Consider the following 22,426-nt stretch of genomic DNA (forward strand, 5'->3'; position numbering starts at 1 on the left):
TATCTTTACTGATGATTACCCTATTGTTATAGATATTGTAAAAAGAAATACCCATTTTAATGGACGTATTATTTACTAAGACAACTCATAGTAACAAACACCCTACTTTTTTTTGAAAAATATATTTATCGTAAAGAATTCGCAACCTTCAGCGCACACTTCTCACCATCAATAGCGGCAGAAATTATCCCGCCAGCAAAGCCAGCACCTTCGCCACATGGATATAATCCTTTTATTTGTGGATGTTCTAAAGTTTCATTGTCTCTTGGAATTCTAACGGGTGACGACGTTCTACTTTCTGGAGCGTGAAGAATAGCATCATTGGTCATGTAGCCACGCATAGTTTTACCAAATTCTTTAAAACCTTCGCGCATAATTTGAGATAAAAAACCGGGGAAAACTTGTCCCATTTCTACCGAAGTGGTACCGGGAACATAAGAGGTTTTTGGAATAGCAGTCGATACTTTATTTTGAGTAAAATCGACCATGCGTTGTGCTGGAACTTTTTGAGTTTCTCCTGCCAAATGCCATGCTTTTTGTTCGATAGCTTTTTGAAATTCCATTCCAGCTAAAGCACCAAATTTGGCAAAAGGCTTGAAATCTTCCAATTTTAATTCGACTACAATACCAGAATTCGCTGTAGCTTGATCGCGTTTGGATGGCGACCAACCATTGGTTACTACTTCACCTGGACTGGTTGCACAAGGCGCAATTACACCGCCAGGACACATACAAAACGAATACATGCCGCGACCATTAACCTGTTTCACAATAGAATATGGCGATGGCGGCAAATAGTCACCACGGTAATCGCAGCTGTACTGAATTTTATCAATTAATTCTTGTGGATGTTCTGCTCGAACACCTAATGCAAAAGGTTTGGCTTCGATTAAAATTTTCTTTTTGTCTAATAATTCAAAAATATCACGAGCGGAATGTCCAGTAGCTAAAATGACTTTATTGGCCGAAATTATATCGCCATTTTGAAGAACAACGCCTTGAATTTCGTTACTTTTTACAAGGAAATCGGTAACACGAGTATCGAATAAAACTTGTCCGCCACATTCGATGATTTTTTCCCGAATGTCTTGAATAATTTGAGGTAATTTATTGGTTCCAATATGCGGATGTGCTTCAACCAAAATATCATCGGAAGCTCCGAAAGCTACTAATAATCGGAGAATTCTATCGACATCGCCACGTTTTTTGGAACGAGTATACAACTTTCCGTCAGAATAAGTGCCTGCGCCACCTTCGCCGAAACAATAATTACTGTCTTCGTTGACAATATGGTCGCGATTGATGGCTTTTAAATCGCGACGTCGACCGCGAACGTCTTTTCCTCTTTCAATTACTATTGGTTTTAATCCCAATTCGATTAGTTGTAACGCTGCGAAAAGTCCGGCTGGACCTGCACCGACAACTATAACTTCTTGCTGGTTGGAAACGTTTTGATAATCAGGAAGAGCAATTTTTTGTGCTACAAATTCTTCATCGATTAAAAAAACCGAGACTTTTAGATTAATTTTTATGGCTTTTTGTCGCGCGTCTATGGAACGTTTTAAAATGACCACTTTTTGAACCAACTTCGTTGACACTCGGACTGTTTTTGCCACATAATCATAGAGCAAACTTTCATTGGCAGCAATTTCGGGCGAAACTTGTAGGTTTAATTCTTGTGGCATTGACTATACTATTTTAGGGAAACAATTTATAAATATCCTCACGTTTTACAAATCGTGACAGTTCGATTGTTTCGCCATCATAAAAAAAACCTAATCGATATTTTCCTATTCTAATTCTATATGCCTCAGGATGACCTTTCATTTTTTTGATGTTTGTCATTGCCAAAATAGAATCAGCATTTTCGAATTTTTCAATTATTTGAATAACGTCATGCTTCAAATGTACATCTTTAACTTTAGTCAAATCTTTTGAAAAAAGCTTTCCAAATTTAACAATCAAGGTTTCAAAATTTTCATAATTTCTTCTCTTGACACAAATTCTGTTCTATCAGCTTCTTGCATAAACATGAGCATTCCGATATCTTCTTTTTCTTCATCGGTCAATTTTTTGAGTCGTTCTAATTCCTTATCTTTTACATAAGATTTTACAGCATTTTCAATCAAAGATTTAACGCTAGAGTTTTCAAAGATTGAAATAAACTTCAGTTTCGTTAGTGTGGTTTCGTCTAAGTCAATTAGCTTTCTCATAGATACAAATATTTGAAACAAAAGTATATAATATATATTGTATATACAAAATAAAGTATTTTCTTTAATTAGAATTTGCAACGGATAGCACAACCTGTCTTAAAGGAAAAATTATTTCTTTTCTTCGAAGGATCGCAAAGCGAAGGAAGCCAGCCAATGTTCGCCTTCATAATTGCCATCAACCACAGATGGTAGCGAGAAATTGAGATGGTAATCGGCTAAGGTTTTAAGGTGTTTGAACTCGTTTGGATATTGATGGAGCAAATAATACATGTTCCACGCACGACTGAAATTTAGTCCGTCGAGGTGTACAAGATGACCATCAGTTCTGTCGGAAACGCGGGCAACTTCCCATTTGAAATCTTTTTTGAAAAGGTTAGGTATAAACTTTTTAAGCCAAGTTAGGAACTCATTTTTGGGTAAAATTCTTTGCATCAAAGCCATTTCTTCCATACAAGGCGAAAGGAAATCGGTACCACTTGGTTCCCAATTAAATGGACAGTTTTCGTCTTTTTGAAACAAACGAATAGCGTTTTCTTTGATGCTTTTTTGGAGTATTTCATTTTTTGAAAACACGGCATAATCCCAAGCATTGGTTAGTCCGAAAGCAGTATTGGAATGAGTTCCCACGCGAACTGGATAGAGTAATTTAGGCAAAAATTCGATATATTTTTCAACAATTAAATTAGAAAGTGGTTTTAGATTTTGGGCTAATTCTTTTGCAAAAGGTTCGTCACTGGTTTCGAGTTCGAGTTGTAATTTGAGTAACCAATTCCAACCGTAAGTTCGTTCGAATGATTTTTCATGTTTTTTGTTTAAATAATCAATTTCTACTTGAATATTTGCTGCAGAAAGGTTGGTTTTTAATTTCTGGATAATCTGTTCTTTGTTAGCAAGATTAGGGAATTTTTTTAGCAAATACACTAAACTCCAATGTCCGTGAACGGAGGAATGCCAATCGAAACAGCCGTAAAATGTAGGGTGTAATTTTTTGGGTGATTGAATTTCGGTGCTATCAATAAGCATTTGCCCCAATTTATTTGGATATTCTTGTTGCAAGCATTTTAATGGTAATGTGGCTAAATGATTGGCTTGTTCGAGTGTTAATTCTTGCGAAAAGCTATGGAAACAAATTGATAAAAATAAAACATAGACAAATTTCATGGTGTTGTTTTTTTCAAATGTAACAAAAACTTACCTTTGCCAAACTACTTTTATTATATGTCACGACAAATAAAATTAATTTGGGATTTTCGCGGTGAAGCTGCTGCAAAAACTGCCGAGCATCATGAAATTCATTTAAAAGAATTTATTGCTATTGAAAAATTACCTCTAAATATCACTGGTTTTGAAATCAAAAACGAAATGCACGCCATTGCTTATATGGTCGTAACAGACGAAAATATGATTATGGTTCGTGATACTTTAAAACCGCATCGCGGAGAACTATTTGTTTAGTATTCAGTCGCAGTAACAGACTTCTGTGGATGAAAACTGCGACTGAATACTTCTAATTAGCTACTTCACTAATGAACTTAATGCGCATTAATCGTAATTCCTCGATGTCATAATCTCCATCAAATTCTTTCAGCGCATTTTCTATATTGTCTGTCTCGGAATCCATAAAATAATCGTGAATTTCTTCTTGTTGCTCTTCATCCAAAATTTCATTAATCCAGTACTTGATGTTTAATTTTGTACCTGCATAAACAATTTGTTCCATTTCTTTGAGTAAAGCATCCATATTCATTCCTTTGGCCTTAGCAATATCTTCTAAAGATAATTTTCGGTCAATATTTTGAATAATGTATAATTTGTTGGCAGAGTTTGCGCCGGTTGACTTAACTACCAAATCATCAGGACGAATTATATCGTGTTCTTCTACATATCTGTCAATTAAGGCAACGAATGGTGCGCCATATTTTTTGGCTTTCCCTTCACCAACGCCGTGCACGTTACTTAATTCTTCAATAGTAATAGGATATTTTAAGGCCATATCTTCGAGCGATGGATCTTGAAAAACCACAAATGGTGGAACGCCGATTTTTTTGGCTTCTTTTTTTCTTAGATCTCGCAACATGTTCATCAAGACTTCATCCGCTGTTCCTGTAGATTTTGCAGCGGTAACAATGGCATCGTCTTCGGCTTCATTATATTCATGATCTTCCGACATCAAGAATGAATGTGGATTTTTAATAAATGCATGACCTTTTTCAGATACTTTCAAAATCCCATAGGTTTCTATATCTTTAGTTAGCATGCCATCCACCAAAACTTGTCGTATCAATGCCATCCAGTAGCGTTCCTCTTGATCGGTTCCACAGCCGAAGAAATTTTGTGTATCAGTTCGATGTGCTTTAATTGTTGCATTTACTCTTCCTATTAATGTGTATACAACTTCTTTTGATTTATAAAGATGTTTGGTATCGCGAACAACCTCCAATAATTTTTTGACGTTTTCTTTGGCTTCAACTTTAACTTTTGGATTACGAACATTATCATCCATATCGGCACCTTCACCTGTTTCACTATCAAATTCTTCGCCAAAATAATGCAACAAAAATTTGCGACGTGACATCGAAGTTTCGGCATAAGCCACCACTTCTTGCAACAAAGCAAAACCTATTTCTTGCTCAGCAACAGGTTTTCCAGACATAAATTTTTCCAATTTCTCTACATCTTTATAAGAATAATAGGCTAGACAATGGCCTTCACCACCATCTCTGCCCGCACGACCTGTTTCTTGGTAATAACTTTCCAATGATTTTGGAATATCGTGATGAATGACAAAACGAACATCAGGTTTGTCAATTCCCATTCCAAATGCAATAGTAGCTACCACTACATCAACGTCTTCCATCAAAAACATGTCTTGATGTTTAGCTCTAGTTTTTGCATCCAAACCAGCATGATAAGGAACGGCACTAATTCCGTTAACTTGAAGCACTTCGGCAATTTCTTCTACTTTTTTGCGACTTAAACAATAAATAATTCCTGATTTACCTTTGTGTTGTTTGATAAACCGAATAATATCAGACTCGATATTTTTTGTTTTTGTTCGTACTTCGTAAAATAAACTAGGTCTATTAAACGATGCTTTAAAAGTAGTAGCATCAGACATGTCTAAATTTTTAAGAATGTCTTCCTGTACTTTTGGCGTGGCTGTGGCTGTTAAACCAATAACGGGAACGTCGCCAATTAATTTAATGATAGCTTTTAAATTTCTGTATTCTGGTCTAAAATCATGTCCCCATTCTGAGATACAATGCGCTTCATCGATAGCTACAAAAGAGATGGTAACACTTTGAAGAAACTCAACATATTCTTCTTTTGTCAATGACTCAGGAGCAACATATAATAGTTTTGTAATTCCCGATGTTATATCTTTTTTTACTTGATTGATTTCAGTTTTTGTTAAGGAAGAATTCAAAACGTGGGCAATTCCGTTTTCAGATGACAAACTTCTGATGGCATCAACTTGATTTTTCATTAATGCAATTAACGGTGAAACTACTATGGCAGTTCCTTCTTGTATTAGTGCAGGTAATTGGTAACACAAAGACTTTCCGCCACCTGTTGGCATTATTACAAACGTATTATTTTTAGAAATTATACTTTTTATAACATGCTCTTGCAATCCTTTAAATTGGCTAAAACCAAAAAACTTTTTTAATTCCTTATGGATGTCAATTTCGTCTAAATTCATTCTTTGATAATGGTATTTTTACATAAATTTGCAATCATAAAGATACAACTTTCTACAATACACACAAATTTTATATTATTTCAATTTTGATTACTAGCAAAAAAATTCTTGAGACCGCAAAAAACACTGTTTTATCTGAAAGTAAGGCAATTGCCAAATTGATAGATTTTTTAGATGATAATTTTGTACAAACAATCAATATTATTTACAAGTCTAAAGGAAGATTAGTGATAACCGGAATTGGGAAAAGTGCTATCATTGCTCAAAAAATTGTAGCTACATTAAATTCTACGGGAACGCCTTCTCTTTTTCTACATGCCTCAGAAGCCATTCATGGCGATTTAGGAATGGTACAATCTAACGATGTTGTCATTTGCATTTCAAAAAGTGGCAACAGTCCTGAAATAAAGGTTTTGGTTCCGCTTTTGAAAAATTTTGGAAATAAATTAATCGCCATTACAGGTAATACTACTTCTTTTCTTGCGAAAGAGTCGGACTATATTTTAAATACATATGTTGACTCAGAAGCATGTCCGAATAACTTGGCGCCAACCAACAGTACAACTGCACAATTAGTTATCGGCGATGCGATTGCGGTTTGTTTAATGGAAATGAAAAGTTTTACTGCTGAAGATTTTGCTAAGTACCATCCTGGTGGTGCTTTAGGTAAAAAATTGTTGTTACGTGTGTGCGATGTGCTCGATGCAACACACAAGCCCATTGTTGCACCAGACTCGACAATTAAAACTGTAATTGTTGAAATTTCAGAAAAACGACTTGGTGTAACGGCAGTTGTTGATGATCATAAAGTAATCGGAATTATTACCGATGGTGACATTAGAAGGATGTTGAACAAGACTGAAGTTATTTCTGGATTATCAGCACAAGATATTATGACAAAAAATCCAAAAATGATACAGTCAACTGACTTGGTGAGTGATGCTTTAAACATCTTAGAAGACTTTTCGATTACACAACTGGTAGTTGTTGATAAAGGAGAATATAAAGGTATCATCCATTTACATGATATTTTAAAAGAAGGTATAATCTAATGGCGAAAAAAGCGTTGGCAGAAATGTCATTTTTAGATCATCTTGAAGAATTAAGATGGTTATTAGTAAGAAGTACGCTTGCAATAATAATCATTGCTTGCGCCTGCTACTTTATAGATGATTTCATTTTTGACACCATCCTTTTTGGTCCAAAAGACCCTAATTTTGTAACCTATCGTTTTTTTTGTGAATTGACCCGTTTTTTTGGAGTTGATGACTCTTATGCTTGTGCTACAGAATTTTCTTTTATCATTCAAAACACTGAAGTTGGCGGTCAATTTTCAATATATCTTTGGATACTGATAACCGCAGGGTTCATTTTGGGATTTCCATATATTTTGTATGAAGTTTGGCGTTTTATTAGTCCAGCGCTTTATGAAAGCGAACGCAAAAAAGCTAGCGCTTTCATTATTGTATCTTCATTGCTATTCTTTATTGGTGTTCTTTTTGGATACTTTATTATTCTACCATTATCTATTAATTTCTTTGGTAATTTCAACGTAAGCCAAGCCATTGTAAATCAATTTACCATAGATTCGTACATTAGTATGATTAAAACTTCAGTAATTGTTAGTGGATTAGTTTTTGAATTACCCATAATTATTTACTTTTTAGCAAAATTAGGGCTGGTAACACCCGCATTTCTCAGAAAATATCGAAGAGCCGCTATCGTAATCATACTAATAGTTGCAGCTATAGCAACACCACCCGATATTCCGAGTCAAGTGGTGGTTTCTATTCCCATATTGATTTTATATGAAGTTAGTATTTTAATCGCTGTTCTTGTAGTAAAAAAAGAAAAACAAAATGAGCAAATTAGTTGAAGAATTTAATGAATATCGTTCAAAAATGAACGAAAAATTATTGGCTGACAATAATAAAATTGTAAAACGAATTTTTAATTTAGATACTAATGCCTACGCTGATGGTGCTTTGGATGTTAAAACCAAAGAACTTTTGGGATTAGTTGCATCAACCGTATTGCGTTGTGATGATTGTATAAAATATCATTTAGAAACTAGTTACAAAGAAGGCATTACCAAAGAAGAAATGATGGAAGCTATGGGAATTGCCACCTTAGTTGGCGGAACCATTGTAATTCCTCATTTAAGGAGAGCTTACGAATTTTGGGAAGAATTAGAAGAAAGTGGTCAGTAATCAGATAGCAGTTTTCAGTTTTCGGTCTCAATGTGCAGTCGCAGTATTTAGCATGGTTTGAGAAGTGTAAAAATGAAATAACTGTTAAATGGTTGATTTGTTTATTTAGGAATTTGTTTATTTGCATAGAACATGAAAAATCAGCAGAGATGCTGAAATAAATTCATCATGACATGAAATTAAGAGCCGAAAATTTAGTAAAAACTTATAAAGGCAGAAGCGTTGTAAAAGGTATTTCTGTGGAAGTAAACCAGGGAGAAATCGTTGGACTATTAGGTCCAAATGGTGCTGGAAAAACGACTTCATTTTACATGATTGTTGGATTGGTAAAACCAAATTCAGGAAAAATTTTCCTAGATAATATGGATATTACTGATTTTCCAATGTATAAAAGAGCTCAAAACGGAATTGGTTATTTGGCACAGGAAGCATCGGTTTTTAGAAAATTGAGCATTGAAGATAATATTTTGAGTGTACTCCAGTTGACTAAGCTTTCCAAAGAAGAACAAGTAGCAAAAATGGAGAGTTTGATTGCTGAATTTAGTTTGGAACACATCCGAACTAATCGTGGTGATTTACTTTCTGGTGGAGAAAGACGACGTACTGAAATTGCGAGAGCTTTAGCTACTGACCCAAAATTTATCTTACTAGATGAACCTTTTGCCGGAGTTGATCCAGTAGCAGTAGAAGATATTCAACGTATTGTAGCCCAATTAAAAAACAAAAACATCGGAATTTTAATCACCGATCATAACGTTCAGGAAACCTTAGCTATAACCGATAAAACCTACCTAATGTTTGAAGGTGGCATTTTAAAAGCAGGAATTCCAGAAGAATTAGCTGCCGATGAAATGGTGCGAAAAGTATATCTCGGACAAAACTTTGAATTGCGTAAAAAGAAATTACATTTTTAAATTGTGGAAAGCCGAAATAAGGAAATACAGGATAATTGGCATAAAACTCCAAAAAACTGGAAATGGGGCATATTTTATTTCAATAAAAAAGACAAACGCATTTTTGTAGACAAACCCAATCTAAATTTAGGAACTACTCTAAATTTTGCTCATCCTAAATCTTATTTGGTGCTATTAATAGCTATACTTTTTTTTGGATTTATAGTATTCACGATTACGAAAAAAGCTTCTTAAATAGAAGCTTTTTTATTTAAAACATTATTTACAATAGAAAGTAAAACATATAAAATAATAATTAATGGCACAGCAATAATTTGAAGAAAAAGAAGCATCAAAACAGATAGTACTAAAAAGAAAATCTGCAACTTGTACTTGGCAAAACTGAAGTCCTTAATCTTTAAGGAAAACAAAGGAATTTCGGCGTTCATTATGTAAGCGCTTAAAAGTGTTAGTGGTATCAAAAATTTTTTTTCAAAAAGAAAAGAAGATAGTTCTGATAATGGCATACCTTTAATTATAACGGCCAAACTCATAAAAAACAAAGCATTTGCGGGAGTTGGCAAGCCAATAAAACTATCCAATTGTCGTGAGTCGATATTGAATTTTGCTAAGCGATAACAAGCACCAAGAGTTATAACAAAACCAATAAATGGGAGAAAATCAATACCATTTGCGTTATAATTTTCAATCGTAATTAATTGTATATTAAATAACAACTGATACACAACAAATCCCGGAACAACACCACTAGTTACCATATCTGCTAATGAGTCCAATTGAACTCCTAATGGTCCCGCTACTCCAAATTTTCGGGCAAAGAAACCATCAAAAAAATCAAAGAAAATCCCAAGACAAACGAAATAGAAAGCCAAATCAAATTTAAAATCAGCGACAAATACCAAAGCCACACAACCCGAAAACAAATTAAGCATAGTAAAGAAGTTGGGGATTTGTGCTTTTATATTCATATGGACTACTTTTTTTTAAGTTTTACAAATTTAATACAATATGTTAGTGCATTCTACGTTTTATATTACAGATTTTTATTTGATATTTGTAAAAAGAAAATTGCCTTGAAAATCAAAATTGCTCTAACGCTATTTTTTATTAGCACAACCATTAATTCTCAATCAGTTAGAAAATATTCTAACGAGTTCATGAGCATTGGGGTTGATGCTGCCGCATTAGGAATGTCTAATGCTGTTACAGCATATTCTGGTGATGTAAACTCCGGTTATTGGAATCCTGCAGGCTTATTAAAAATTGAAGATAGCGAAGCATCATTAATGCATGCTAGCTACTTTGCTAATATTGCACAATATGATTATGCCGCTTACGCTAAAAAAATTGACGATGAAAGTGCGTGGGGTTTTTCATTAATTCGTTTTGGTGTAGATGATATTTTGAACACCACTCAATTAATTGATAGTGAAGGTAATATTGATTACAATAGAATTAGTTTGTTTTCTACTGCTGATTATGCCCTTACATTTTCATACGCAAGAAAAATGAAATTAGAGGGATTTCAATATGGAGTAAATGCAAAAGTAATCCGCAGAGTAATTGGCGAGTTTGCCAATTCGTGGGGTTTTGGTTTTGATGCCGGATTGCAGTTTGATAGAAATGATTGGCACTTTGGTTTAATGCTTCGAGACATTACTACAACTTATAATGTATGGGCGATAGATGAAGATAAATATAACGAGATTAGAGATGCTGTTACGATTACACCAGGACAAAATCAAGAATTACCAGAAAGTAGCGAAATTACCTTACCAAAAGCACAACTTGGAATTGCTAAAAAGTTTGAATTTCACTACGATTATACGCTTTTGGCAGCAGTCAATTTGAATATGCAATTTGCCCGAACCAATGATGTGATTTCCACTGATATTGCGAGTATTGATCCGGCAATTGGCTTTGAATTTGGATACACAGACTTAGTTTTTCTTCGTGCTGGTGTGGGAAACTTTCAAAATGTAATGCAACTTGATGGTACACAACAAGTCAGTTTTCAACCTAATATTGGTATAGGTTTTAAGTATAAGGGAATTCAAATAGACTATGCTCTTACCGATTTGGGCGATCAAAGTGCTGCCTTATATTCCAATATTTTTTCTGTAAAAGTAGATTTGAGCATTTTTAGATAAAAAAATATGGTAAAAAAAACACTATTATTTCTTCTTTTTATTAGTCTAAATTCATTTTCACAAAATCCAAAACTATCGCAACAATCTCAAATTAGCGTTTTCACTTGTGGTCGCGGCGAACAATTGTATTCCACATTTGGTCACACAGCATTACGAATAAAAGATGATGAAAATCAGTTGGATGTGGTTTTTAACTATGGCGCATTCGATTTTAGAACTGAAAATTTTTATTTGAAATTTGTTAAAGGAGATTTACAATATTTCATGAATGTAACATCCTATGAAGATTTTATATTAGAATACCAAACAGATGAGAGAGAGGTAATTGAACAAACTATAACACTTTCAGCGGAACAGAAACAAGAACTCTTTACAACATTAAGCGAATCTCTATATACTTCTGAAAGATATTATACATATAAATTTATTGAAAGAAATTGCACCACTATGGTCGCTGAAAAACTAAACAATGCCCTGGGAAAAAAACTAATTCATAAAGTCGATTCGAAAAGCAACTCCTATCGTGAAGTGTTGTATCCTTATTTTGAAAATTATTTTTGGTATAAACTAGGTATCAACATAATTTTTGGCGCAAAAACCGATGCCAAATCAGAAAAATTGTTTTTGCCTATTGAACTTATGAATAGTTTGGAAAAAGCATCAGTAGGCACTAAAAAATTAGTTTCTGATAAAAAAACTATTATTCACGGAAGCAAAAATGAAATTAAATTTTCATTTTTTGATAGTATTTATTTTGTAATAGCTGTGCTGTTCGCTCTTATATTGTTGAACAAAAAATTCCTATTTCTCGGCTATTTGTTTGTGTGTGGAATTTTAGGAGTTTTCCTTTGTTTAGTAGGTTTGTATTCACAACATCAGGAAGTTTTATGGAATTATAATGCCCTACTTTTTAGCCCTTTGTTTTTGGCTTTACCTTTTGTAAATAAAGCTTGGTTAGATAAACTTTGCAATTTTTCGATTGTTATTTTATTTATCTACGCATTAATTATGATAAATAAACCGCATTTATTACTTATGCTTCCGTTTATAATTACTGGTATTTATATGTTATTAAAGATAAGCGGTAAAAACCCATTGAAACTATTGCCCTCTATAAAATAAAACGGTGCTAAGCGTTTTAAACATGATGTTAAAATCAAGAAAAAGGCTTCTATGCTTGATATAATATAAATCATATTGTAGTTTAATTAAACTATCCTCAATAGTTTCACCATAAGAATAATTTACCTGCGCCCATCCTGTTAACCCGGGTTTTATAACATGGCGTGTTTCATAAAAAGGCATTGAAGCAGCAATTTCATTAACAAAAACTGGTCTTTCTGGTCTAGGCCCAATAACTGCCATTTCACCCTTTAATATATTGTAAAACTGTGGAAATTCATCTATTCTAGATTTACGTAAAATTTTTCCAAATGGCGTTATTCTAGTATCATTGGAAGTTGCAAATACAGCTCCGTTGGTTTCGGCATTTTTAACCATCGTCCTGAATTTTATTATTTCAAAAACTTGACCGTTTTTACCGACACGTTCTTGTGTATAAAATAATTTCCCTCTGTTTCCAATAAGATTTCCAAGTATTACCATAGGAATTAAAACTAAACCAAAAGCTAATCCTATAATTGAAATAATAATTTCTAAAAATCTGATTATTAATATATAAAAGTGATTTTGATTACTCCTACTAAAAGGAAAGTAACGATAAAAATCACGCGACACATATTGAACTGGAATACGCTGAGTAATACTTTCATAAACTTGAGTGTATTCTCTAATAATATATCCATTTTCGAGGAGATGAATTAATTGATTGTAAAGGGTAACGGTAATACCATCTGTTTTTTGTGATGCAATTACTATTTCAGATATTGAATTCTCCTTTACAAATTTTTGAAGACCATCTATTGTAATATTTTGAACGTTATTTAGTTTTGTTTCATTTGAACTATCAGAATTCACAAAACCTAACACCTTGCAATGTGGATCAGCGCTTTCTAAGCCACTCACAAGCTCTTTAACTTGATCATTATCACATATCAGAATAACCTTTTTAGAAAATCTATTAGACGCAAAAAAACGTACATAAATCATCCGCCATGAAAATAGAGCTAAGAATATTGATATAAAAAAAATGAGTATCTGAATACGATTTGAAGGTAATACAGGTGTGTAAATAGGGGTTAATAAATAAACTAATACAGTTGTTGATGAAGTTAATATAATACTTTTTATAACCTGATATTGACTGCTGGCAACCTGTAAGTTATACATTTCAAATATTGAACCAATTATAATTAAATAAAGTCCAAGTACTATAGTCCAATAAAAGTTTGTTTTAGAAAAACCAAAATAGCTAAAATCAAATACTGTGCTAACGATATACAAAGAAAAAAGCACAGAAATGATATCAAAAATTCTTAAAAGAATTTTTCTTTCTGAGATTTCAAAGTGTATTTCTTTGTGCTTATTCATAGCGAAACTAAAAAGCCTAATAAAGTTGCAAGGTACAAATTTATGACATTCATGAAAGTAAATCTATCCACTGCCCACGAACAATTTTCCAATCAAAGTTTTTAATCGTTTTTTTTGCGTTTTCGCTCAAGTTGCAAGCAATATCAGGCTCGGTAAAAATTCTAGTTATTTGTTGGGTCATTTCGTCGCTATTATTATCAGAAACCAAAAGCGCGTTTGTGTTATGTTGCAGTAAATATGGAATGCCTCCAACATTTGTTGAAACCACTGGGATTCCCAGTGACATTGCTTCAATAACACTCACAGGAGTGTTATCAAAATGGGTTGTATTTATAAAAACGTTATAATTTTTAGAAAGGGTAATCCATTCTTCTTTTGATAATTTTCCTGTGAATTTTACGTCCACATTGTTTTGTTCGGCAAAAAGAATTGTTTTTTCATAACTATTATCTTTTCTTGGTCCTACCATGCATAACTCAGCTTCAGGAAATATTTTTCTTAAATTAATAAAAACTTCTATAGCCATAATAGGATTATAGATCGCAGAAAATGATCTTACCCAGAGTAGTTTCGGTATTTTAAACTGTTTATCATGCTGCGGATATAAATTTAAATCGATAGTATTCGGGATATATTTAATGTTTGTGTAACCTTGTTTATTAAATGCTTCAATAAGATAATAAGATGGTGAAATATTGATATAAGCATTTTTAAAAATTAAATCAGAAAGAAATTTTGATTGTACAATTCTTCGCGGTAAATCACCACCATGCAATTTGGGAATGTATCGTAAAGATAATACTCTAGATAGCTGTGATATAACGACAGCATACCAGAAATTTTTAGTGCTGTAGGTATCAATCAAAACATAATTAGCATTTCTAGCGTGTTTTACAATCATGAAAATCATTTCCATTAATCGCAAGAATTTATTCTTTTTCGAAGAAGCGTAATATACCTTAAATCCTTCATCTTCAAGAAATAATCCTAAAGTTTCAATTGAAGTCGAATTATAACCATGTGCAGCTAGCTTATTGCCTATGTACAGGATTTTCTTCATCTATATAAACTTTTAACAACGATAACGAATATACAAAAGCTGGAGCAGCAAGCCTCATTGCCGCGTGATTTATTGTCATTAACCAAAAAATCAAGAAACAAAAGATGTAGATATTCTGTTTATTATCTAAATATAAAAAAATTGGTGTAAAAAAAACAATCAATAAAGCAATAATACCCATGGTTCCATGTTCGGCAAACGTTCTTGAAATTTCGTTGTGCGAAGTAATTATTTCGCCTGTTTTTTCTTTTCGAATTTCTAATCCTTTCGCAACACCTATTCCAAATACAGGACTGTCCATAAAAGCATCAATTTCACTGGCTAAAATTTCCTCTCTACCGGTAAACTTGCTTTCTTTCGTTCTACCCATTGCGTCTTGATTAGCATATCTTTTGTCAATTAAACCTCCTGTTTGACTAGAAGTATAAAGCCAGGTTAAAACAAGTGCAAATGAAACAAATATAAACAACATATAAAGTTTTGCTCTAGCATAACTACCTATGTTTGTATATAATAATACCAAAAACAAAAAAATCATTACGAAACCAGTTAATATACCACCACGAGAAAAAGTGACCAAACCTCGATATAGAATGTTGAATAGTAAAATAAGATTTACAGCAAATAATAACTTTGATTTTGAGGCTAAAATTAATCTTGTAAAAAAAATAAAAACACCAAGACCTAATATTGTTGCCACTTGATTTGGTCCAAAACCACCAGAAGTAGCAGGATTGGATCCTGTACTGGTTAAAATTGTTCGTAAATCGGGTGTATATAAAATTAAATAAACAACGGTTGTAACTATTGGCAACCCTAAAGTTAACATCAAGTTATTAAGTTGAGAAAATGAAATTTTTCTGTTGTAGGTATAAATTGCTGCTACACCAAGACATGCTGGACCAGAAATGTTAAAAGCTATCGATGTACGCAGGTCAGACTCCAGATTTAAAGTTTCGGTAGCTACTATAACTCCTGGCAAAAGAAGTAATAGATAAACCCAAAATGGTATTGAGTTTTTAGAAAAACCACTGTAATACATTCCGAAAGCTAAAAAGAGCATTACACCATATTTTGAAAACTCATAAAGAATATTTCCGCCGGTCATTCTTAAAAAAACTTCACTACCAACAATATATGCTGATGCAAATAACACTTCATTGTTTCTGTTTTGTGTTTTGACAACATAGTATAATCCGTAGAGCAAAATAGCAAAACCATATAGCTTAGACAGTGGCTTTATATAAAATATTAAAACTCCTATTGCGACATGCAACAAGATAAGAGTTATATACTTTTTATCAATTTTGTCCATTATAAGCTTTCAATCCAATTTAAATACTTAGTAACAACACCTGACTCCGAATGATTTTCTATGACAGTTTGATACAAATTATTGCCAAAATTTGCTCTCAATTCATCATTTTCTATCAATTGTATTAATTTATGATAAAAGTTATGAGAGTCATTTACATCAACCATAAAGCCATTAACACCATCTTTAATTATAAGCGGAATCTCTCCAACATTAGTGACTACCACGGGTTTTTTCATTAAGCCATATTCAATTAATGCTACAGGTAGACCTTCTGATTTTGAGGTTAGAATAGCTATATCACTCTGATTAATGATGTTTGTAATATCGTTTTGTGAACCATAAATGCTAATAAAATGTACTAACCTTTTATTTTTAATTACTCTCAGCAATTGCATTGAATAATCGTCTTCAAAATCTTTACCTACGAGGTGGAATGTCCAAGCTGGTTTGGTTTTTTTAAGTAGTTCAGCAACTTCGAGTAATAAAAAATGATTTTTTTGATCTCGCAGATTAGCTACACAAAGAATTCGTTTTCCTTTTTCACCGTCTAATATAGTCTTAGCAGGCACATTATCATTGTTATTAGTAAAATTAGGCAGATAAACAACTTGTTTGCAATGCAACTCGCGTTGTGCCCACTCTTTTAATTTATAGTTTACAACAATAATACCTTTAAAAAAATGAGAAGCAATTTTAAGAATAAAAGATTTTTGATTGCTAATAAACTCGCTTAAGCCATTATGATCGTGCCAAATAATTCTAACTTTTGGATACACAATTTTAACAAGAATAGCAATAAAATAAGAACTACTGTGCGGTTGTATATAGTCTATTTTATTTAATTTACAATACCTCCGCAATCTAAAAACAGCACGAAAATCGATTATCATTTTTCTATTCAAAAAGAGATAAAACACTTCTTTATGGAGTTGATGTTTTAAATCTCCTTCTGCTCTTGTGGCAACCAATCCTGAAAACTCAATTTTTGTTGCAAGTGCATTTGCATAATTTACTGCCATTTTTTCTGCACCACCAGTTTCCAAAGAGTCAATGATTTGAACTATCCTCATGATTGTAAAATGGTTTTTATTTCTTCTTCAAAAACGTCTAAGGTGTAATTCCTAGACCATAGTACAGCGTTTTTAGTTTTACTGTAATACAAGCTTTCATCGTTAATTAATGCCATTATTTTTTTTACATCGTCTTTAATATCTAGTGTTAAAAGCAATCCTCTATTCCCGTTATCTAACATATTTGGCACACAAGAAACACTCGTAGCGATTGGTAAACAGCCCCAAAACATTCCTTCAGCAACAACTTTTGGCCAACCTTCGCTCATGGATGGTAAAATTACAAAATGATTATTTAAATAGGCTTCTTTTACGGTCTTTTGATTTTGATTTCCTTGCAAGAAAACAAAACTTTCTAGTTTCTTATCTGAGATATACTTTTCTAATTGTAGACGTTCTTGACCTTCACCATATAAATTCAATTGTACATCAAAACCTTTGTGGTAAATACGTTCAACAAGTTGTATAGCATATAATGGTTGTTTGCCATTAGAGAGAGTGCCAACAAATAAAAATGAAATTTTACTCTTTAAACTTCTTATTTTTATTTCAGTTTTATCGCTGTTGTAGTAACTAGCAGTAAAAAAAGGTTTAATATTTTTTGAGCTATTTTCCCATTCGCCATACACTAGGACGTTGATGTTTTTTGTCAAAAAAGTATTGCTTAAAATCCATTTTTGAAGACGGTAACTTAAAGGTTGTCTGGATTTTAAATCCCAATTTCCTGCATATTTAGCAGTTTTTGATTTGGAGGGAAAAAAAACCTGAACCATACAGCCTAATAATCCCATATTTCCGGGACATCTAAGATGAATATGGTCTGCTGCTTTCATGGCAAAATATATCTTAAAAACAACTTTTGGTAATTCAACTAAGGAAGAGAAAATAGCTTTTAAAGACAAAAAGTTAAATGAATTAACCTCATGAAAATCAATAGCTGACGATGTGTAATTAATTTCTATAGGAGTGATTTTTTGCAATTGTAAAGGCGCAACTAACACAATTCTATCTACATATTTTGACCAAATATTAATTTCCCTAACATATGGCGCATATGCAAAATATTTATTTGCATGGTAACCGTGAGGAACATGTGTTATGATGCAAAAAGTCATGAAGAATATATTAATCCATTTTTTATAAAAAACATCATATACAACAAAATCCCACAGATGAAACTAAAATTATAAATTAAAAACCTTGCCTTTATTGGCAATAACGAAATGTAATGAATTGCATAGTAGGTGTATAAAATCATGATTGGAATTACCCATCGGAATTCAAACATTTTTACGGCAATAAACGAAAAAACAATAATGCTTATAAAATGAAACAGTACTATAATTTTGTTTTTAGCAATACCATTTGGATTTTTATAGTTACAAGTTTTTAACCAAGAAATTCTTTTGCTATTTATAAAGGATAATAACATAATTGGAAAAAGAAAGTACATAAACCTGAAACTTGTATACATGGCCTTTACAAACATTCTAATCATTTGCCTAAAATATAATCCAGGTTCTTTCAACAGTAATTCTATTTGATTTTTTGGAAATTCAAAGTTTGGATTTTGTTTTTTAAACTCGATTACTTCAGCAGTCGAAATCCATTGCGAAGTAGGTATTTTATTAGAGTCCCAAAATTTTGCCATTAAGTAATTCTTTTGGAACCAATTAACACCAGTTTCTTCTGGAACTTCTTTGACGTCTAAAATAATTTTTTGTTGTTGAATTATAGGCAAAAAATTTATAAGCGATAAAAAGAACCCTAATGACAAAAGCATTACCAAATTTTCTTTGCAAAAAATTATTTTAAATCCTAAAATCAAAAACATCGAAGTATAAAACAACGCAATTAAAATTATGGCCGTTGGTCTAGAAGCAATTGAAATAGCGAATAACAAGCCAATAAAAACACAAAAATTTATACTTAAATTAATTTTTTTTAAATTTATGCTGTCTAGTATTATTAAAAAAGGCGGTACTAAAAAAACAAAAGATAAAAAATCTGATGTGCCAGAATACATCTGATTTGTTATGGCAATAGCACAGATAAAAAAAGTAATCTTATAAACCTTTTCGATGGCAGTACTTTGTATGGCTTTAATTTTTTTTATAAAAAATACAAGCAGTACCACAAAAAGAAGTAATGAAACTACTCGAGTTGACATCATTGGCTTACTTAAAAAATAGTCCACACAAGAACTTAAAAAAATAAACGGTTGCGAAGGCGTATAAAAAATATTGTTCAGCGAAAAAGAAGTTACAGTATATAAATTATATTGATAGTATTCATCTGCATTGCCTTTTTTGTTTAAAAAAAACATAAAAAATCCGCTAATGAAATAAACCAAATTAACAACGGAAAATAGAATGAAAAGAAATACAGTTACATTCTTGCTGTAAAAAAAATCAAGTTTCGTTTTTAGTTTATTGGCTATATTCATTTTTCAGTTATTTTATAAATTACATCTTCTACTTTCAATTCATAATACATAGGTAAACGAAGTAAACAATCTGAGAAAATGTCTGTTTGTTTTAGCACTGTATTAAAATTTTTGCCTTTGTAAAATTGGCTGCGATGCAAACTGATATAATGAAAGACAGATAATATCCCTTCACTTTTTAAATTATCGATAATCGTTGTTCTTTGCTTAAGATTTTTGCAAATAAGATAAAACATGTGACCATTATTTGTCGCATAAGAAGGGATAACAGGCAGTTGAATGAGGTTATCGCTCGTCCATTCTTGTAATTTTTGATGATAATTCTCCCAATGTGCTATTCTTACTTGTTGAATATCTTCAAGATTTTCTAATTGAGCCCACAGAAAAGCGGCAATAATTTCAGAAGGCAAAAAACTCGAACCAATGTCAACCCAACCATATTTATCTACTTCACCTCTAAAAAATGCTGAACGATTAGTCCCTTTTTCCCATATAATCTCGGCTCTTTCAGCAAATTTTCTATCATTGATGGCGAGCATTCCACCTTCTCCTGAAATGATGTTTTTAGTTTCATGGAAAGAAAAAGCCGCCAAATGTCCGATGGAACCTAATGCCTTTTTTATTCCATCTTTGCCAGTGTAAAAACTATCTATAGCTTGCGCAGCATCTTCAATAACATAAAGTCCATACTGATTTGCCAAGTTCATGATTTTATCCATATCACAAGCAACTCCGGCATAATGCACAGGAACAATAGCTTTAGTTTTTGAAGTTATAAGAGACTCTAGTTGGTCTTCATCAATTCCGGGATGATCTAATCTGCTATCAGCGAAAACAATTTTAGCACCACGCAAAACAAAAGCATTAGCCGTAGAAACAAAAGTATAAGAAGGCATTATAACTTCATCTCCTTCTTTAATATCTATTAAAATTGCTGCCATTTCCAGGGCATCAGTACAAGAGGTTGTTAGTAAGCATTTATTAAATCCATATTTGCTTTCAAAATATTTTTGACACAGTTGTGTATAATAACCATTTCCAGAAATTTTACCTTTCTTCACAGCATCTTCAATATAAAACAACTCTTTTCCCGTTAGATAGGGTTTATTAAAAGGGATATTAATCATTTATAGTGTATAAATTGGTGTAAATTTTGCTCTAGAAGGAAGTAAAAACTTCATAAAACTTATTTCGTTTTCACTACCACGTTTTGTGTAGGTTCTATCGGCAACATTAAAATATGAAAAATCGCGATTTGAAAAATCTATCTCAGCATTATCTGCTACTACGATAATATTTTTACAACCTCTATCCCATTGATTTAGGTAAGATTTCATTCGAGCGAGTTTATCTTCAATGCTAACTTTTTCAAATTGAAAACCTACTTTATCTGAAATAGATTTTGCTGGCGAACCGGCATAAATTTCATTAAAATTCATGTTTTTTGTCACTACAGAACCTACCATAGCCATTGACTTATCTTCTGCAATTATTGGAGAAACTATGCAATGCCCTACGAACCATACATCATTTCCTATTATCATTGGTTTTTCTGAGAGGAAACGACAACCTTCAAGTGTATCACCATATTTAATATGACTCCAAATTTGTGAATGTGCCCCAATTCCACAGTTATTCCCAATGGTAGTTCCACCAATAGAGTCAATAATTGTAAATTGACCAATCCAAGCATTGTGACCAATATGACAAGGCAAATATCCATGAATATTGGTATCGTGTTGTAATTTTGAATAATCTCCTAAGGCAAAATCATCGCACAATATTTGTACGTTTTCTCCAATATAACAATTATCGCCGATATTAATTTTTTTTGCTTTTCCGTTAACGCCTCTAATTTTTGCAGATGGCTCAATAATGGTATTTTTTCCTATGTATATTTCCTCGGCATCAATATTTTTATACATCATAGTTAGTTGTTTTTGCAATAATAAATGAATTTCTTCCTTTGGTTTGATCAAATATTTTACCGATATAAATACCAACAATTCCAATTATCGTAATGATAACACCCGATAAAAACCAAATAGAAACCATCAAAGAACTGTAGCCAAGAACACTAATTGCTCCTGTGCAATATCGAAAAACCGTTACTAATCCCATAATAAAAGAAATCAAGGAAATGGTCATTCCAAATTTTACAAAGAGCTTCAATGGCTTGTTTGAAAATGAAATAATTGTATTGAACGCTAAACTTAGTAATTTGGAATAAGTATAGGAAGTTTTTCCCGAATCGCGCGAGGCGTGCTCTACTTCTACTGTGGTTGATTTAAAGCCAACCCAATTCACGAACAAAGGAAAAGATTTGATATAATCATTCATTTTCAACACCTCTTTAATTACTTTTTGGTTATAAATTCCAAAATTTGCAATGGAATTATCAAACTTACTATCTGTAAGATAACTATAAACTGTGAAGAAAAACTTAGACGATAACTTTTTCAAAAATCCATCTTTTCTATTACTTCTACTGGCTAAAACTATATCAAATCCTTTTAATGCCTCATTATATAGTTTTTCTATTTCTTCTGGTTGATCTTGTAAATCGCAATCCATTACCACAATCCATTCACCTTGAGCTACAGATAAACCAGCGTTAATAGCGGGATGTTGACCAAAATTTTTGCTTAATTTTATTCCTTTAACTTTTGAATTACTAGCTGCAATCAACTCGATTACTTCCCACGATTTATCTGGACCACAATCTTCAACTAATATAATTTCATAATCACTAGAAATCAAAGCAACTGATTTTTCAATTCTTTCTACGAGTTTTGGGATGATTTTTTCAGCTTTATAGACTGGCGATACAATTGATAACTTCATAATAA

At 32.4% G+C, this 22,426-nt stretch carries 23 protein-coding genes; 8 read left to right on the forward strand and 15 right to left on the reverse strand.

Annotated features, from left to right (window positions below; genetic code table 11):
- Positions 1-125: 125 nt before the first annotated feature.
- From WFZ85_RS04910 to WFZ85_RS04925, 4 genes are all read right to left on the reverse strand, one after another.
- Positions 126-1,685 carry an NAD(P)/FAD-dependent oxidoreductase gene (locus WFZ85_RS04910; protein ID WP_342695163.1) on the reverse strand — a complete coding sequence of 520 codons (1,560 nt, stop codon included), beginning with the start codon at positions 1,683-1,685 and terminating at the stop codon, positions 126-128.
- A gap of 13 nt (positions 1,686-1,698) precedes the next feature.
- Complete coding sequence (locus tag WFZ85_RS04915; RefSeq protein WP_342695164.1) at positions 1,699-1,965, reverse strand: type II toxin-antitoxin system RelE family toxin; 267 nt, start codon at positions 1,963-1,965, stop codon at positions 1,699-1,701.
- Positions 1,962-2,213 (reverse strand): hypothetical protein, encoded by a 252-nt coding sequence (locus tag WFZ85_RS04920; RefSeq protein WP_342695165.1) that lies wholly within the window; start codon positions 2,211-2,213, stop codon positions 1,962-1,964. The genes WFZ85_RS04915 and WFZ85_RS04920 overlap by 4 nt, the downstream gene beginning before the upstream one ends.
- 111 nt (positions 2,214-2,324) lie before the next feature.
- Positions 2,325-3,377 carry a DUF2891 domain-containing protein gene (locus tag WFZ85_RS04925; protein WP_342695166.1) on the reverse strand — a complete coding sequence of 351 codons (1,053 nt, stop codon included), beginning with the start codon at positions 3,375-3,377 and terminating at the stop codon, positions 2,325-2,327.
- 57 nt (positions 3,378-3,434) lie between these two features.
- Between WFZ85_RS04925 and WFZ85_RS04930 the strand changes: the two genes are divergently transcribed.
- The gene (locus tag WFZ85_RS04930; RefSeq protein ID WP_342695167.1) at positions 3,435-3,671 is read left to right on the forward strand and encodes a hypothetical protein; all 237 of its coding nucleotides are present in this window, start codon (positions 3,435-3,437) and stop codon (positions 3,669-3,671) included.
- Positions 3,672-3,723: 52 nt separating this feature from the next.
- On the opposite strand, the gene recQ is transcribed toward WFZ85_RS04930, so the two are convergent.
- A complete protein-coding gene (recQ, locus tag WFZ85_RS04935) occupies positions 3,724-5,919 on the reverse strand; it encodes a DNA helicase RecQ (RefSeq protein ID WP_342695168.1) in 2,196 nt (731 codons plus the stop codon).
- 86 nt (positions 5,920-6,005) lie between these two features.
- Here recQ and WFZ85_RS04940 point away from each other — a divergent pair, with 86 nt between their 5' ends.
- The 5 genes from WFZ85_RS04940 to WFZ85_RS04960 all read left to right on the forward strand — a co-directional run bounded on the left by WFZ85_RS04940 (position 6,006) and on the right by WFZ85_RS04960 (position 9,277).
- Positions 6,006-6,971, forward strand: a complete 966-nt coding sequence (locus WFZ85_RS04940; RefSeq protein WP_342695169.1) for a KpsF/GutQ family sugar-phosphate isomerase — start codon at positions 6,006-6,008, stop codon at positions 6,969-6,971.
- The gene (tatC, locus tag WFZ85_RS04945; protein WP_342695170.1) at positions 6,971-7,795 is read left to right on the forward strand and encodes a twin-arginine translocase subunit TatC; all 825 of its coding nucleotides are present in this window, start codon (positions 6,971-6,973) and stop codon (positions 7,793-7,795) included. Before WFZ85_RS04940 ends, tatC begins: the two co-directional genes overlap by 1 nt.
- Positions 7,779-8,129 carry a carboxymuconolactone decarboxylase family protein gene (locus WFZ85_RS04950; protein WP_342695171.1) on the forward strand — a complete coding sequence of 117 codons (351 nt, stop codon included), beginning with the start codon at positions 7,779-7,781 and terminating at the stop codon, positions 8,127-8,129. Before tatC ends, WFZ85_RS04950 begins: the two co-directional genes overlap by 17 nt.
- A 173-nt stretch (positions 8,130-8,302) precedes the next feature.
- A complete protein-coding gene (gene lptB / locus WFZ85_RS04955) occupies positions 8,303-9,043 on the forward strand; it encodes an LPS export ABC transporter ATP-binding protein (protein WP_342695172.1) in 741 nt (246 codons plus the stop codon).
- Between the two features lie 3 nt (positions 9,044-9,046).
- The gene (locus WFZ85_RS04960; RefSeq protein WP_342695173.1) at positions 9,047-9,277 is read left to right on the forward strand and encodes a DUF5808 domain-containing protein; all 231 of its coding nucleotides are present in this window, start codon (positions 9,047-9,049) and stop codon (positions 9,275-9,277) included.
- Here the strand turns inward: WFZ85_RS04960 and WFZ85_RS04965 are convergent.
- The gene (locus WFZ85_RS04965; protein ID WP_342695174.1) at positions 9,274-10,011 is read right to left on the reverse strand and encodes a CDP-alcohol phosphatidyltransferase family protein; all 738 of its coding nucleotides are present in this window, start codon (positions 10,009-10,011) and stop codon (positions 9,274-9,276) included. The two genes, WFZ85_RS04960 and WFZ85_RS04965, sit on opposite strands and share 4 nt — an antisense overlap.
- Before the next feature lie 105 nt (positions 10,012-10,116).
- Here WFZ85_RS04965 and WFZ85_RS04970 point away from each other — a divergent pair, with 105 nt between their 5' ends.
- Together WFZ85_RS04970 and WFZ85_RS04975 are read left to right on the forward strand one after the other, a co-directional pair.
- Entirely contained in the window at positions 10,117-11,193 is a 1,077-nt protein-coding gene (locus WFZ85_RS04970; protein WP_461782267.1) for a putative type IX sorting system protein PorV2, read from the forward strand.
- Positions 11,194-11,199: 6 nt separating this feature from the next.
- Positions 11,200-12,315, forward strand: coding sequence for a lipoprotein N-acyltransferase Lnb domain-containing protein (locus WFZ85_RS04975; RefSeq protein ID WP_342695175.1), 1,116 nt, complete (start codon positions 11,200-11,202; stop codon positions 12,313-12,315).
- Here WFZ85_RS04975 and WFZ85_RS04980 read toward each other — a convergent pair.
- Genes WFZ85_RS04980 through WFZ85_RS05020 form a run of 9 tightly spaced genes read right to left on the reverse strand, consistent with a single transcriptional unit; the run spans position 12,295 to position 22,421 of the window.
- Positions 12,295-13,683: an exopolysaccharide biosynthesis polyprenyl glycosylphosphotransferase gene (locus tag WFZ85_RS04980; RefSeq protein WP_342695176.1), complete on the reverse strand. Its 1,389-nt coding sequence runs from the start codon at positions 13,681-13,683 to the stop codon at positions 12,295-12,297. The genes WFZ85_RS04975 and WFZ85_RS04980 overlap by 21 nt on opposite strands.
- A gap of 49 nt (positions 13,684-13,732) precedes the next feature.
- Positions 13,733-14,743, reverse strand: coding sequence for a glycosyltransferase family 4 protein (locus WFZ85_RS04985; RefSeq protein ID WP_342695177.1), 1,011 nt, complete (start codon positions 14,741-14,743; stop codon positions 13,733-13,735).
- Positions 14,715-16,058: an O-antigen ligase family protein gene (locus tag WFZ85_RS04990; RefSeq protein WP_342695178.1), complete on the reverse strand. Its 1,344-nt coding sequence runs from the start codon at positions 16,056-16,058 to the stop codon at positions 14,715-14,717. Before WFZ85_RS04990 ends, WFZ85_RS04985 begins: the two co-directional genes overlap by 29 nt.
- Positions 16,058-17,131, reverse strand: a complete 1,074-nt coding sequence (locus WFZ85_RS04995; RefSeq protein ID WP_342695179.1) for a glycosyltransferase — start codon at positions 17,129-17,131, stop codon at positions 16,058-16,060. Before WFZ85_RS04995 ends, WFZ85_RS04990 begins: the two co-directional genes overlap by 1 nt.
- On the reverse strand, positions 17,128-18,246 hold the full coding sequence (locus WFZ85_RS05000) for a glycosyltransferase family 4 protein (RefSeq protein WP_342695180.1): 1,119 nt from the start codon (positions 18,244-18,246) through the stop codon (positions 17,128-17,130). The genes WFZ85_RS04995 and WFZ85_RS05000 overlap by 4 nt, the downstream gene beginning before the upstream one ends.
- The gene (locus WFZ85_RS05005; RefSeq protein ID WP_342695181.1) at positions 18,243-19,577 is read right to left on the reverse strand and encodes a hypothetical protein; all 1,335 of its coding nucleotides are present in this window, start codon (positions 19,575-19,577) and stop codon (positions 18,243-18,245) included. Before WFZ85_RS05005 ends, WFZ85_RS05000 begins: the two co-directional genes overlap by 4 nt.
- Positions 19,574-20,704 (reverse strand): dTDP-4-amino-4,6-dideoxygalactose transaminase, encoded by a 1,131-nt coding sequence (gene rffA, locus WFZ85_RS05010; RefSeq protein WP_342695182.1) that lies wholly within the window; start codon positions 20,702-20,704, stop codon positions 19,574-19,576. Before rffA ends, WFZ85_RS05005 begins: the two co-directional genes overlap by 4 nt.
- A complete protein-coding gene (locus WFZ85_RS05015; protein ID WP_342695183.1) occupies positions 20,705-21,505 on the reverse strand; it encodes an acyltransferase in 801 nt (266 codons plus the stop codon). It abuts the gene before it with no gap.
- A complete protein-coding gene (locus WFZ85_RS05020; protein ID WP_342695184.1) occupies positions 21,495-22,421 on the reverse strand; it encodes a glycosyltransferase family 2 protein in 927 nt (308 codons plus the stop codon). Before WFZ85_RS05020 ends, WFZ85_RS05015 begins: the two co-directional genes overlap by 11 nt.
- Positions 22,422-22,426 lie beyond the last annotated feature (5 nt).

Source organism: Flavobacterium aureirubrum (genome assembly GCF_038739835.1).
GTDB classification, from domain to species: domain Bacteria; phylum Bacteroidota; class Bacteroidia; order Flavobacteriales; family Flavobacteriaceae; genus Flavobacterium; species Flavobacterium aureirubrum.